The following is a 13,437-nucleotide window of genomic DNA, read 5'->3' on the forward strand; positions in this document are numbered from 1 at the left end:
GGCTCCAGCGGCGCGAGGGTCGGGGGCTGCGCCCGCTCCGCGGGGGTCGGGCCCGGGGGCCCCGGGTCCGGCGGGCCGGGGCGCGGGACCGCGGGCTTGCCCTGCTCTCCGCGGGCCCGGCGCAGGATCCGGCGCGCGGCCAGAACCACGAGCAGTGCCCCCGCGGTCGCTGTCAGCCACACGGTGATGGTGCCGTAAGCGGTCGAGCGCACTTGCAGGCGGCTCGGTGGACCGAGCGGACCGCCGTCGCGGGTGCGCACCGTGGCGTCGACGGTGAACTGCCCGGAGCGGGTCACCTGGGCGCTGACCCGCACCTGGATCCGGCCCAGCGGCGGCACCCGTTGCTCGGGGATCGGCGCGACCCGCAACCCCGCGGTACTGGCCAGCTCGACGCGCACCCGCATCGTCACCGGCAGACCGTTTGCCAGCGTGAGCAGCAACGGGGCGTCGGTCGTGCCCAGCGAGTACGGGCTCGGCGGCTCCAGCACCCGGACCGAGGACCGCAGCTCCGTGATCCGGCCGGTGGTCAGGTCCGCGGCCTGCTGGGCCAGCTGCGGCTGCCCGCGCCAGGCCGATGACGTCGCGCGCAGTGTCCCGCGCAGCATCGGATCGAACACGGCGGCCGGGGTGGCCCCGACTCCCGGCTCGTTCTCGGAGGAGGCGCGCAACCGGGCGATGTCGTCACCGGTCGTGCGCACGGTGTCGATGACCGCCGGCGGGATCTCCTGGGCGCCGGCCCGCAGCGGGTAGAAGAGCCGGTTGTCGTCGGTGCCGGCCGCGCCGGCGCCGATCGTGCCGAGCCCACGTGGCGCCAGCCTGCCGTCGTCGATGAGCTGGCCGGCGGCGGTCAGCAGGGCGTCGGCGCCGACCCCGTCGGCGGCCCACTGGTGCGGCGGGGCGAGCACCATCGGTCCCGTGCCGGCGGCCGCCGGGCCGGTCTCGGCGCGGTAGACCAGCGCCCCGATCGTGTCCTGCGTGGACAGCGGGGCGGAGGTCCCGGCCGGTGCGCTGGTGGCCGGGACGGCGCTGCTCGGCCCCGTGCTGCCGGTGTCGGGTCCGGCGGGACCGGTGGCGGCGAGCGTCAGCAGCGGGTCGGTCAGCACGCCCACCTGCCGGGCCGGCGCGGCAGCGACCGAGACCACGCCGCTGGTGCGGCTGGAACGGTCCTGTTCGATGCCTTCCGCGGAGAGCACGACGGTCGACGACGCGCCCGGACTCCCGGCCCCGACGGCGCCCAGCGTGGGCTCGTCGAGCAGGCCGTCGGTGGGCCACAGCGTGCTCGGCAGCGGAGGCGTCCCGAGCAGTTGCGCGGTCAGGGCGCGGCCGTCGACCACGGCCCGGGCGGCGAGCGGGGCGAGGCCGCCGCGGGTCAGCGCGACCAGGTCGGCGTCGGCGTAGGGCAGGGCGAGCAGGCAACCACCCCGGACCACCGCGGCCAGGGAGTCCAGCCATTGCCCGGCGACCTCGGCGCCGCGTCCCGGCGTCACCGTGCCGTCCGGGGCGCGCACCTGGTAGCCGCCGCGCATCGCGGCGGCCGTCTCCAGCAGTTCCGGGTCCACCGCCACGCAGGTCGCGTCGCGCAGCCGGGAGCCGACCGGGGCGCGCTGCGCGAGGGCGGTGACCAGGCCGCCGAGCCGCCCGGTCGGAGCGAACGACGCGGCGAGGTCGTCGTCGGTGAGCGTCGGGACCTCGCCGGGCACGGTCGGCAGCAGGCGGGGGGTGTCCACGATCGGATAGAGCAGGGTGAACGGCGTCGGCGCCCGGCCGGTGTCGGCGGGCACGGCTGCGGCGGCCGCGGCCGGATCCGGCGGCAGCGACAGCACCGGGAGCAGCATCCGGACCGCGGCCAGCCGGGCCCGCGTACCGTCCTGCGGCACCCCGTTCACGTTCACCAGCAGCTCGTAGACGCCGGCGTGGGAGAGCGCGAGACCGGTGTTCGCGTCGCCCCGCAGTGGGACGGTGAACTGGACCGGCATCCGGGCCCCGGGGGCCAGTTCACCGGGCAGGTCGATGAACTGGGGGGTCACGGTGTCGGTCGGGGCCCGGCCGTCCAGCGCGGTGCGCAGGTCGCCCTCGGTGCGCAGCGCGTCCCCGCGCTGCAACCGGATCGCGAGCTGGTCCACCGGGCTGGTTCCGGTGTTGGTGAGGGTGCCCTCGACCGTGATCGTGTTCGGTCCGTCCGCGTTCACCAGCCGCGGGGTGAGCTGGGTCAGGTCGAGCTGCAGCGGGCCGCCGCCGTCCGGGGTCACGCCCGGGACGGCGGTGCCGGAGCCCGTGACCGGGGCATCGGCGGGCGCAGCGAGTGCCGAGCCGGTGAGTGGACCGGTGAGCAGTAGCACCGCGATCGCGACCAGGGCCGCGATCGGCCTCACGCCGTCTCCTCCAACAACTCGGTGGCCCGTCGGATCAACCGGCGTTCGTCGGCGTAGGCCAGTCGGGACTCGAGCTCGTCCAGCGGCACCCAGGCCACCTCGGAGACCTCGACGTCGGAGTCGGACAGCTCGCCGCCGAGGGCCCGCAGCAGGAAGTGGTGCACGGTCTTGTGCACACGGCGGTCCTCGGCGACGAACCAGAAGTCGATGGTGCCAAGGGGTGCGACCACGCGACCGATGATGCCCGTTTCCTCTTCGACCTCGCGCACCGCCGCCTGTTCGGCCGTCTCACCGGCCTCGATATGGCCCTTGGGCAGTGACCAGAGCAGCCGACCGCGCCGGTCCAAACGGCCGATGACCGCCGCCGTGCCGTGCAGGTGATCGACCACCAAGCCGCCGGCCGACGTCTCGTCCACCGTCCGCAACCGTCGCCGCCGGTCCTGAGGGCGACCCGCGCGGCGCCCTCCCGAACGGCCGCGGGAGGTGGACATGTGGCGATGGTAACGAGCGTGCGGGCGGCTCACCGCGCACGCGCCGTGACGGCCCGGCGCGGAACTGCGACGCGGTCACACCGGGGCGCCGCCTACACTGGCCCGCCGTGTCTTCTCCGTTGTTGATCCCCGGCTCCGCGGTGTCGGCCGCGCCGACCGAGTCCGCGCAGGCGCGACCCGTGTCCGCGGCTTCATCGGACGCGTCGTCGACGGAGGCACGGGCGGCGCTGCACCGCGAACAGGAGAATGCGGTCGTGGAGCTGCTCGACATCGCGCCGGTCGCCGATGAGCTGGCCGCGCGGTTCGTCGCGGCCGGGTACCGGCTGTACCTGGTCGGCGGCAGCGTGCGTGACGCGCTGCTCGGTCGGGGCGGCACCGACCTGGACTTCACCACCGACGCCCGCCCGGACGCCGTGCTGGAGATCCTCTCCGGCTGGGCCGATGCCGTGTGGGAGACCGGCATCGAGTTCGGCACGGTCGGTGCCCGCCGCCAGGGACAGACCCTGGAGATCACGACCTTCCGGGCCGACGCCTACGACCGGGTCGGCCGCAAACCCGTCGTGGCCTTCGGCGACAGCATCGAGGGTGACCTGGTCCGCCGGGACTTCACGGTGAACGCGATGGCGGTGCAGCTGACCGGTCCGGGTGGGGAGCGGTCCTTCATCGACCCGCACGGCGGGCTCGCCGCGCTGGCCGCCGGCACCTTGGACACCCCGGCCGCGCCCGAGGACTCCTTCGCCGACGACCCACTGCGGATGCTGCGGGCCGCCCGATTCGTCTCCCAGCTGGGCTTCACGCCCGCCCCGCGGGTGCTCGAGGCGATGACCGCGATGTCGGGAGAGCTGGCCCGGATCACGAAGGAGCGCGTCCAGGCGGAGCTGACGAAGCTGATGCTCGGTGCGCACCCGCGGCGCGCCATCGAGCTGATGGTCGACACCGGGCTGGCCGAGCACGTGCTGCCCGAGGTACCGGCCATGCGGCTGGCCATCGACGAGCACATGCAGCACAAGGACGTCTACACGCACTCGCTGGTCGTGATGGAGCAGGCGATCGAGCGCGAGACCGACGGGCCCGACCTGGTGTTGCGGCTGGCCGCCCTGCTGCACGACATCGGCAAGCCGCCGACCCGGCGCAAGGAGCCGGACGGACGGGTCAGCTTCCACCACCACGAGGTGGTCGGGGCCAAGATGGCGCGCAAGCGGCTGCGTGACCTGCGCTATCCGAAGGCGATCGTCGACGAGGTGGCCCAGCTCGTCTACCTGCACCTGCGCTTCCACGGCTACGGCAAGGGTGAGTGGAGCGACTCGGCGGTCCGCCGGTACGTCACCGACGCGGGGCCGCTGCTGGACCGGCTGCACAAGCTCGTCCGCTCGGACTGCACGACCCGCAACCGGCGCCGCGCCGCCGCGCTGCAGCGCAGCTACGACTCGCTCGAGGAACGGATCGCCGAGCTGCGCAAGCAGGAGGAGCTCGACGCGATCCGCCCCGATCTCGACGGCAACGCGATCATGAAGCTGCTCGGGATCCCGCCGGGCCCGCTGGTCGGCAAGGCCTACAAGCACCTGCTGGCGCTGCGGATGGAGCGCGGCCCGCTGTCCGCCGACGAGGCCGGGGCGGAGCTGCGGCGGTGGGCGGCGGAGAACGGCATCGAGCGCGAGAGCTGAGTCCCTTCCCCGTCGGTGGCCCGGGGCGCGCTCAGCCGGTGGCGCCCGCCCGTGCCCGGCGCAGCTGCCAGTCGTGTGCCAGCAGCCCCAGCGCGTAGACGACCGCCGCGGCGACCATCAGCGCCGGCGCCCGGCCGTCGCGTGGGCTGAGCAGCGCGGTGGCGGCGATCGCCACCACATAGCAGACGTTGAACACGGCGTCGTAGAGCGCGAACACCCGTCCGCGCACGGCGTCGCCCGCCTCGCTCTGCACCCCCGCGTCGGCGCACAGCTTCACGACCTGCCCCGCGGTGCCGAGCAGGAACGCGGCGGCCAGCACCGCCGGCAGCGTCAACACGGCGGCGAGCCCGAGCTGGGTGGCCGCGGCGGCGAGCAGGGCGAGCCGCACGGTGCGAGGCCGGCCCATCCGGTGCACCAGCCAGGGGGTGAGCAGCCCGGCCGCGCCGAGTCCGAGGGCGGCCAGCACCACGGCCTCCCCGAGCCCGGCCATGCCCGACCGGAACACGCCGTGGCCGGTGAAGCCGTAGCGGAACAGCATCAGTGAGACGAGCGTGCTGATGCCGAACGCGAGCCGGTGCGCGGCCAGCGCCAGGAACGACCCGGCGACGGACGGGGTGGCCGCGGTCGCCCTGGCGCCGTCGGCCAGCCCGCGCGCGACGGCGAGCACGGCCCGGCTCGGCTCGTCGGTCTCGTCGGGCCCGAGCAGCCGGCGCCGGAACCGGGAGGCGATCACCGCGGCCAGCACGGAACCGGTGACCGCGACCGTCGTGGTCAGCGCCGACCCCGTGTCGCCGGCGCCGAACACGACGCGCAACCCGATCGCGGTGGCCCCACCCAGCGCGGCGACGGCGGCGCCCGCGGTGGCCGCGACGACGTTGGCCTCGACCAGATGCCGGCGCTGCACGACGTGCGGCAGCGAGGCCGACAGGCCGGAGAGGACGAACCGGCTCACCCCGGCGACGGCGAGCGCGCCCAGATACAGCGGGGCGCCGCCGGCACCGGTCCCGACCATGAACGCGACGCCGAGGACGAGTACCGCGCGGAGCAGGTTGGCGACCACCAGGACGCGGCGGCGGTCCCAGCGGTCGAGCAACGCCCCGGCGAACGGCCCGATCACCGAGTACGGGAGCAGGATCACAGCCAGCCCGGCGGCGACCGCCAGCGGATCGGCCTGCCGTTCCGGGTTGAACAGCACGGCGCCGCCGAGCGCGGCCTGGAACATCCCGTCGCCCCATTGCGCGGCCAGCCGTACCGCCAGCAGCCTGCGGAAACCGCTCGTGCGCAGCAGCCGGCCGAAGCCCAGCCGCTCCGGGCGGGCGGGCGTCTCCGACGTGGGAGCCGGGGCGTGCCCGACGTCCCCCGCCGGAGTCAGGGGCGACGCGGGCATGACCTGAAGGCTACTGCGCCGCGAGGGGTGCGACGATGGACCGGTGAGGGACGACCGCGCCGGCGCCGGTGCCTCTACGCCGGTGGCGCCGGGGACCCTTCTGGTGGCGTCACCGGGTCTCAGCGACCCCAATTTCCGGCGCACGGTCGTGTACATGATCGAGCATCGGGGGCAGGGCAGCCTCGGCGTCGTGCTGAATCGGCCCAGCGAGGTGGAGGTCCGCGAGGTGCTGCCGGCGTGGGCGCCGCTGGCGTCGCAGCCGCACGCGGTGTTCGTCGGTGGTCCGGTCGACTCCCGCACCGCGCTGTGCCTGGCGGCGCTGCGGACCGGGCAGGACATGTACGGGCTCCCCGGGCTGGTCGCGGTTCGCCGGCCGGTCGCGCTCGTCGACCTGGACAGCGATCCGGCAGCGCTCGCGCCCCGGTTGCGGGGGCTGCGGGTGTTCGCCGGCTATGCGGGCTGGGACGCCGGACAGCTCGCCGACGAGATCGACCGCGGCGACTGGATCATCGTGCCGGCGCTCCCGGACGACGTGCTGACCGGGCACCACGCCGATCTGTGGGGGCGGGTGCTGCGCCGCCAGGGCGTTCCGCTGGCCCTGCTGGCCACGTTCCCGGCCGAGATCGGGCTGAACTGATTCCCGGCCGATCCCCGCGGCGGCCCGTTTCACCAGTATGGCCCGTTCACCAGTATTGATGATTTCCACAGACCGTCGATACGGTGCGCCGACCTGCGGCGAGTACTCCGGTAGGAGCGCGGTCGACGAGGGCCGGGCCGGCGGCGGGGAGCAGACGGATGAGCATCACCATCCAGCGGATCGCGGAGACCTTCCAGCGGGCGGCGGGGGGAACCGGACCACGGGTCACCGAGGTCGACCCGCGGGCGGTCGAGGGTCCGCTGTGCCGGTGCGGGCACGGTCCGCAGGCGCACGACCACTACCGGCCCGGCAGTGACTGCGGGATCTGCGGCGCGGCGTCGTGCCGCCGGTTCGTCGCGAGCGGTGCCCGGACCCGGCGGCGGTCGTGGTGGAGGAAGGGCTCGTCCGCCTGATCGTCGGTTGGCCGCGCGCGGCCGCCCCTACGCGCGAACCCGCGAGTCGGCACTTCCGGGAGGGTGAGTCGGCGGTTTCCGTAGGCCACAGAGCATCCCCCGGTGACCTCCAGGTAGATGGCGCCATGGCCGGACGTCCGGTTCCGTAGCCCGTCGCCCCCGGCCGGGCCGTTCGCCGAGGTCACCCTCGACGGTGCGGTGGTCGAATACCGACCCGGCGGTTCCTACGACGGCTGGATCACCACGGAGGTCGCGGGCCCGTCCACGGGTGACCCGGGCTCCCGGGCCGGTAGCGGCCTCAGCCCTGGGCCGACGGCTGCTCGACCTGCTGCGGCTCGGCCTGCTCCGCGGGGGCCTGCTCGGCGGCCGGCCGGCACCCGGCCACCAGGTCGCAGCCGGCGCACATCCCGCCGCAGGCCGGCGGGTCGGGTTCGGCGGCCGCGAGCCGGGCCGCGGCTCGGTCGCCCAGCGCGCCGCCCAGACCGGCCAGCACCAGGGTGCCGGCCGCGGTGACCGCGAGCACCACCCAGCCCAGCGCACCCGGCGCACCGGCGAGGATCGCCGCGCCACCGGCGACTGCGACGGCACCGGCCGCCCCGGCGAGCGGTGCGGCGACCCGGTTGGCCAGCGCGAAGGTCTTCTCCGACCGCATGGTCGCAGCCGTGCGCACCCCGGCGAACCGGTTGCGGGGCAGCCGGGAGCGGGCGCCGAGCACGGCGACGGTGACCAGCAGCACACCGGCGAGAACCAGGACGAGACCGACGATCAGGCGGACGGACAGCGGCACCCCGTCAGCGTAGGCCAACCCATTCGCACCCCTCCGGCCAGCGGCGTTACGCTGGATGGCGTGTGGACGGCCCGCCGACTCCCTGCCGATGCTCGACCCCGCACGCGGGTCCTCGGCGTCGAGGCCGTGCCGGACTGAGCCGACCCGAGCGCTACCCGGCACGGCGACCCCTCATGCCGATCGGCAAGAGGGGTCCCTTGCTTTCACGGCCGTCACGATTTTCTTCCTCGAGGTGAGCGGGACATGAGCACGGACACCAGCACGCAGCCGGCCGCCGAGCGCGCCGGCGCCGAGGGCGGTGGGCAGGACACCCCGCCGTACCGCTACGGCGCGGCGCTGGCCGGCGACATCGAGCGCAAGTGGCAGGACCGCTGGGAGGCCGAGGGCACCTTCCACGCCCCGAACCCGTCGGGTCCGTGGGCCGAGCCGGATCAGGTCAGCGGCGAGAAGGTCTACCTGCTGGACATGTTCCCGTACCCCTCGGGCGCGGGTCTGCACGTCGGGCACCCGCTGGGCTTCATCGGCACCGATGTGCTGGGCCGCTATCTGCGGATGACCGGGCACAACGTGCTGCACACGATGGGCTTCGACGCGTTCGGCCTGCCCGCCGAGCAGTACGCGGTGCAGACCGGCACGCACCCGCGGACCACCACCGAGGCGAACATCGAGCGCTACAAGGCCCAGTTGCGCCAGCTGGGCCTGGGCCACGACCAGCGCCGCTCGGTGGCCACCACCGACGTCGACTTCTACCGCTGGACGCAGTGGATCTTCCTGCAGATCTACAACGCCTGGTACGACGAGGACGCACAGCGGGCCCGCCCGATCAGCGAGCTGGAGGCACAGTTCGCGGAAGGCGCACGGAGCACGCCGGACGGGCGGGCGTGGGAAGAGCTGACCAGCGTCGAGCAGCGCCGGATCATCGACTCCTACCGGCTGGCCTACATCTCCGAGGCGCCGGTGAACTGGTGCCCCGGGCTGGGCACGGTCCTGGCCAACGAGGAGGTCACCGCCGAGGGGCGCAGTGAGCGGGGCAACTTCCCCGTGTTCCGGCGCAACCTCAAGCAGTGGATGATGCGGATCACCGCGTACGCCGACCGGCTGGCGTCCGATCTGGACCGGCTGGACTGGCCCGAGTCGGTGAAGGCCATGCAGCGCAACTGGATCGGCCGCTCGCAGGGCGCTCTGGTCCGGTTCCCGGTGGCCGGTGTCGAGCCCGGCATCGACGTCTTCACCACCCGCCCGGACACGCTGTTCGGGGCCACCTACATGGTGCTGGCCCCCGAGCACCCGCTGGTCGAGCAGCTCGTCCCCGCGCAGTGGCCGGAGGGCACCGACGAGCGGTGGACCGGAGGCGCCGCGACCCCGGCCGAAGCGGTGGCCGCCTACCGGGACGCCGCCGCGCGCAAGTCCGAGCTGGACCGCCAGGAGAACAAGGACAAGACCGGTGTATTCACCGGCGCGTACGCGACCAACCCGGTCAACGGCCGGCAGATCCCGATCTTCATCGCCGACTACGTGCTGATGGGCTACGGCACCGGCGCGATCATGGCGGTTCCCGCGCAGGACCAGCGCGACTGGGACTTCGCGACGGCCTTCGGGCTGCCGATCGTGCGCACGGTGCAGCCGAGCGAGGGCTTCGAGGAGGCCGGCGGCGAGGCGTTCACCGGCGAGGGCCCGGCGATCAACTCGGCCAACGACGAGATCAGCCTGAACGGGCTGGGGGTGGCCGAGGCCAAGGCGGCGATCACCGAGTGGCTGGTCGCGAAGGGCGCGGGCAAGGCGCAGACGCAGTACAAGCTGCGTGACTGGCTGTTCTCCCGGCAGCGGTACTGGGGCGAGCCGTTCCCGGTCGCCTGGGACGCCGACGGGCTGCCGGTCGCGCTGCCCGAGTCGGAGCTGCCGGTCGAGCTGCCCGAGATTGCCGACTACTCCCCCAAGACCTACGACCCCGAGGCCGCCGACACCGAGCCGGAGCCGCCGCTGTCGCGGGCCGAGGACTGGGTGAACGTCGAGCTGGATCTCGGCAACGGCCCGCAGCGCTACCGCCGCGAGACCAACACGATGCCGCAGTGGGCCGGTTCGTGCTGGTACTACCTGCGCTACCTGGACCCGCAGAACGACCAGCGGTTCGTCGACCCGGAGGTCGAGCGGTACTGGCTGGGCAAGGACCCCGCCCGCGCCGCGGACGACCCGGGCGGGGTCGACCTGTACGTCGGCGGCGTGGAGCACGCGGTGCTGCACCTGCTGTACGCGCGGTTCTGGCACAAGGTGCTCTACGACCTGGGCCACGTCAGCTCCGAGGAGCCGTTCCGGCGGCTGTTCAACCAGGGCTACATCCAGGCCTACGCCTACACCGACGCCCGGGGGACGTACGTTCCCGCCGAGGAGGTCGTCGAAGAACTGGTCGACGGCGAGCCGCGTTTCACGTGGAACGGTCAGCCCGTCAACCGGGAGTACGGGAAGATGGGCAAGTCGCTGCGCAACGTGGTGACGCCCGACGAGATCAGCGAGCGCTACGGCGCCGACACGTTCCGGCTCTACGAGATGTCCACCGGTCCGATGGAGGTCTCCCGGCCGTGGTCGACCCGGGACGTCGTCGGCTCGCAGCGGTTCCTGCAGCGGGTCTGGCGCAACCTGGTCGACGAGCAGACCGGCGAGTCCCGGGTCAGCGAGAACGGCACTGTCGAGCCCGAGACGCTGCGCCTGCTGCACCGCACGATCTCCGGTGTGCACGCCGACTACGCGGCGCTGCACTACAACACCGCGGCGGCCAAGCTGATCGAGCTGAACAACCACCTGACGAAGGTGTACGGCCCCGGCGCGCCGACCGGTGTCCCGCGCTCGGTCGCCGAGCCGCTGGTGCTGATGCTGGCCCCGCTGACCCCGCACATCGCCGAGGAGTTGTGGTCCGTCCTGGGCCACGACACGACGCTGGCGCACGGACCGTTCCCGGTGGCCGACGAGCGGTACCTGGTGGCCGACTCGGTCGAATACCCGATCCAGGTCAACGGCAAGGTCCGGTCCCGGATCACGGTGGCGGCCGACGCCGACGTGGAGACGGTGAAGGCGGCCGCGCTGGGCGAGGAGAAGATCGTCGCCATGGTGGACGGCAGGGAGCCGCGGAAGGTGATCGTCGTGCCCGGCCGGTTGGTCAACATCGTCGTCTGACGGGTTTCGTGGACGGGTGCGGGGGACTGTGCCCCGGGCGGCTCCCCCGCTCCTCCATGACCCGGATCGACGTGTCGATCCACGCGCCGACGATGTCCACGACGCCGGTGGCGTCCCGGATCGCGCTCGTCGCCTCCGCGGGGGGCACGTCGTACGCGTGGTCCACCTGCCGGTGCCGGTTGAACAGGGAGCGCAGCAGCCGGCCCGCCTCCGGGTCGATCCCGCGTTCCCGGACGACGTGCCGGACGAAGGCCGACACCACGGCGGAGGACGGTGCCGCGGTCCTGCCGAGCAGCAGCAGGGCGTCCTCGGCGGCACGCCGAGCGGCCTGGTAGGCCTGGGACACCGCCTGGGCGGCGAACCCGTTGTCGTCCAGCAGCCGTGCGGCGGCGAGATCCTCGCGGGCGCGGTCGATCCCCGCCGTCATGCGAGGAGCACTGCCTCGGTCTTCGCCCGCAGCAGCGCCGGCGTCGCCGGCCGGTCCAGTTCGGACCGGCTCACCGGCAGCGCGACGATTCCGATCCGGGACCGTTCGGTGTGCCGCCAGAGCACGTCGTCCATCCGCCGCAGTTCCTCCCACACCGAGTGCAGGTCGGTCAGCACGACGAGGAGTTCGAGGTCGGCGTCCCCGGGGTCGTCGTCGCGCGCCCACGCCCCGAACACCAGCAGTTGCAACAGCCGGTCCCCGTAGAGCAACCCGAGGTCGACGGCGACGGCCGCTGCGAGGTCCTCGTCCTCCTGCGTGGGGTCGGGATGACGTGCGGCCGCGCGCTCCGCGTCCTCGTGCGAGACCAGCCCACTGCGGGCCAGCCAGTGCAGGGCCCGTCGCCGGGACCGCGCGTCCCGGAAGCGGAACCACCGGTCGCGCAGCTCGGGGAACTCGAACAGGGTGTCCTTGAACCGCCTGAACGCCCCGCGCCCGGTGATCGCCCGGTCCAGCAGGTCGGCGGCCCGGCGGTGCTGGACGGCCGCGACGAACTCCGCCATGTCGCGGTAGCTCTCGTGGGACTCGGTCGGCGTGATCCGTACCCAGCCGGCGTCGGCCGGATCGGTGCCCGGGTCGTCATCGGCGGCATGCGACCGGATCCGGCCGGTGACCGGGTCGACCCACCAGGTGCTCCCGGCTCGGTGGTCGTCGAGGGCTGAGCACAGTTCGTCGAGATCCACAAGGTTCGGATCCAGCACGATCGGATGCTAGCGGCGTGATCGCCGCAACACGACCACATGACGGGACGGATCCGTCGCGGGCGAGCGCCCTTCAGGCCCCCGCCGGGCGCAGCACGACCTCGGTGAGCACTGCGTCGTCGGGTGCGGTGACCGCGAGCAGCACCGCCCCGGCCACGGACTCCGGGCGCAGGTACCTGCCGGTGTCGTACTCCCCGCCCTCGTGCTCGACGACGCCGCGCTGCATCTCGGTGTCGACCCGCCCGGGATGCACCGAGGTGACGCGCAGGCCGTGGCCTGCCTCCTCGGCGCGCAGCGCGTCGGCGAAGGCGCGCAATGCGAACTTGCTGGCGGCGTAGGAGCCCCAGCCGGCCCGCGCGGTGAACCCGGAACCGGAGTTGATCAGCACGACGTCGCCGCGGGCGGCTCGGAGCGCGGGCAGCAGCAGCCGGGTCAGCTCGGCCACGGCGACGACGTTCACGTCGAACTGGCGCCGCCACGTCTCGGCGTCGGTCTCGGCGACGGTGCCGAGCAGGCCGACGCCCGCGGAGTGCACCAGCACGTCGAGTCGGTCGATGCCGGCGGTGGCCGTGGCCAGCGCGTCGGCGTCGGTCAGCTCGACCGGCCACGGGTGCGCTCCCGGCAGTTCGGCCGCGAGCTCGGAGAGGGCGGCCTCGTCGCGGCCCCCGAGCAGCAGGTCGTAGCGGGGGGCGAGGGCCCTGGCGACCGCCGCGCCGATGCCCCGGGACGCACCCGTGACGAGGGCGAGAGGTCGGGTGCCGGTCGCGTCAGCGGACTCACTCACATCCCGGAACTCTACGCAGCCGCGATCATCCCCGCCTGTCGTGTGACAGCGCCGGACCGGCCGGAAGGGGGGTGACCGGTCCGGCGCCTGCGCGGCGCGTCGGGGTCAAACCCGGCGCGCGGAGTTGAACGGCATCCGGTTCATGTCGCTGATCTTGACGGGCTGGCCGGCGGTGCTGGCGTGCACCACCTTGCCGTTGCCGATGTAGATCGCGACGTGGCTGACCGGCCGGTAGAAGAAGACCAGGTCGCCGGGCCGCAGGTCGGCCTTGGAGACGGGGGTCCCGACGGCGGACATGGCGCGGCTGGTGCGCGGCAGGGAGATGCCGGTGCCTGCGAAGGCCCACTTGACGAGGCCGGAGCAGTCGAAGGCGGACGGGCCGGTCGCACCCCAGCGGTAGGGGGCGCCCAGCTTGCCGAGCGCGTTCTGCACAGCGGAGGCGCGAGCGATGGCCGGTACGGCACCGCCCACGGCGGCGGCGGGGGCGCTCAGCGCGACGGTGCGGATCTCGCTGGTGACGAGAGCGGGGGCGGCGGCCGCGACGGGGGC

The 13,437-nt window shown here is 73.8% G+C and carries 12 protein-coding genes; 4 read left to right on the plus strand and 8 right to left on the minus strand.

Features of this window, described 5'->3' with window-relative positions; all coding sequences use genetic code 11:
• Positions 1-2,372: DUF6049 family protein (locus HF526_RS32830; protein WP_169385552.1), on the minus strand; the 2,372-nt coding region annotated here is incomplete at its 3' end.
• The gene (locus HF526_RS32835; RefSeq protein WP_169385553.1) at positions 2,369-2,863 is read right to left on the minus strand and encodes an NUDIX hydrolase; all 495 of its coding nucleotides are present in this window, start codon (positions 2,861-2,863) and stop codon (positions 2,369-2,371) included. The genes HF526_RS32830 and HF526_RS32835, both read right to left, overlap by 4 nt.
• 227 nt (positions 2,864-3,090) lie before the next feature.
• Between HF526_RS32835 and HF526_RS32840 the strand changes: the two genes are divergently transcribed.
• A complete protein-coding gene (locus HF526_RS32840; protein WP_239029442.1) occupies positions 3,091-4,527 on the plus strand; it encodes a CCA tRNA nucleotidyltransferase in 1,437 nt (478 codons plus the stop codon).
• 31 nt (positions 4,528-4,558) lie between these two features.
• Here the strand turns inward: HF526_RS32840 and HF526_RS32845 are convergent, their stop codons facing one another.
• On the minus strand, positions 4,559-5,914 hold the full coding sequence (locus HF526_RS32845) for an MFS transporter (protein ID WP_169385554.1): 1,356 nt from the start codon (positions 5,912-5,914) through the stop codon (positions 4,559-4,561).
• 43 nt (positions 5,915-5,957) lie between these two features.
• On the opposite strand from HF526_RS32845, the gene HF526_RS32850 reads away from it, so the two are divergent.
• Complete coding sequence (locus HF526_RS32850) at positions 5,958-6,551, plus strand: YqgE/AlgH family protein (RefSeq protein ID WP_169385555.1); 594 nt, start codon at positions 5,958-5,960, stop codon at positions 6,549-6,551.
• Positions 6,552-6,709: 158 nt separating this feature from the next.
• Positions 6,710-6,964: a (Fe-S)-binding protein gene (locus HF526_RS32855; protein WP_169385556.1), complete on the plus strand. Its 255-nt coding sequence runs from the start codon at positions 6,710-6,712 to the stop codon at positions 6,962-6,964.
• 298 nt (positions 6,965-7,262) lie between these two features.
• On the opposite strand, the gene HF526_RS32860 is transcribed toward HF526_RS32855, so the two are convergent.
• Entirely contained in the window at positions 7,263-7,751 is a 489-nt protein-coding gene (locus tag HF526_RS32860; protein ID WP_169385557.1) for an SdpI family protein, read from the minus strand.
• Between the two features lie 243 nt (positions 7,752-7,994).
• Between HF526_RS32860 and leuS the strand changes: the two genes are divergently transcribed.
• Positions 7,995-10,919 carry a leucine--tRNA ligase gene (leuS, locus tag HF526_RS32865; RefSeq protein ID WP_169385558.1) on the plus strand — a complete coding sequence of 975 codons (2,925 nt, stop codon included), beginning with the start codon at positions 7,995-7,997 and terminating at the stop codon, positions 10,917-10,919.
• Here the strand turns inward: leuS and HF526_RS32870 are convergent.
• The 4 genes from HF526_RS32870 to HF526_RS32885 all read right to left on the minus strand — a co-directional run.
• The gene (locus HF526_RS32870) at positions 10,903-11,346 is read right to left on the minus strand and encodes a HEPN domain-containing protein (RefSeq protein WP_211178152.1); all 444 of its coding nucleotides are present in this window, start codon (positions 11,344-11,346) and stop codon (positions 10,903-10,905) included. The two genes, leuS and HF526_RS32870, sit on opposite strands and share 17 nt — an antisense overlap.
• Positions 11,343-12,104 (minus strand): UPF0158 family protein, encoded by a 762-nt coding sequence (locus HF526_RS32875; RefSeq protein WP_169385559.1) that lies wholly within the window; start codon positions 12,102-12,104, stop codon positions 11,343-11,345. Before HF526_RS32875 ends, HF526_RS32870 begins: the two co-directional genes overlap by 4 nt.
• A gap of 73 nt (positions 12,105-12,177) precedes the next feature.
• Positions 12,178-12,888, minus strand: a complete 711-nt coding sequence (locus HF526_RS32880; RefSeq protein WP_169385560.1) for an SDR family oxidoreductase — start codon at positions 12,886-12,888, stop codon at positions 12,178-12,180.
• Between the two features lie 105 nt (positions 12,889-12,993).
• Positions 12,994-13,437: NlpC/P60 family protein (locus HF526_RS32885; RefSeq protein ID WP_169385561.1), on the minus strand; the 444-nt coding region annotated here is incomplete at its 5' end.

The sequence above is a fragment of the Pseudonocardia acidicola genome (assembly GCF_012911935.1).
GTDB classification, from domain to species: Bacteria; Actinomycetota; Actinomycetes; order Mycobacteriales; family Pseudonocardiaceae; genus Pseudonocardia; species Pseudonocardia acidicola.

What these genes read in the sequence shown, in the direction of transcription:
- HF526_RS32835 (WP_169385553.1), bottom strand. Translation starts at nt 2,863, where the DNA reads ATGTCCACCTCCCGCGGCCGTTCGGGAGGGCGCCGCGCGGGTCGCCCT.
- HF526_RS32845 (WP_169385554.1), bottom strand. Translation starts at nt 5,914, where the DNA reads ATGCCCGCGTCGCCCCTGACTCCGGCGGGGGACGTCGGGCACGCCCCG.
- HF526_RS32855 (WP_169385556.1), top strand. Translation starts at nt 6,710, where the DNA reads ATGAGCATCACCATCCAGCGGATCGCGGAGACCTTCCAGCGGGCGGCG.
- leuS (WP_169385558.1), top strand. Translation starts at nt 7,995, where the DNA reads ATGAGCACGGACACCAGCACGCAGCCGGCCGCCGAGCGCGCCGGCGCC.
- HF526_RS32870 (WP_211178152.1), bottom strand. Translation starts at nt 11,346, where the DNA reads ATGACGGCGGGGATCGACCGCGCCCGCGAGGATCTCGCCGCCGCACGG.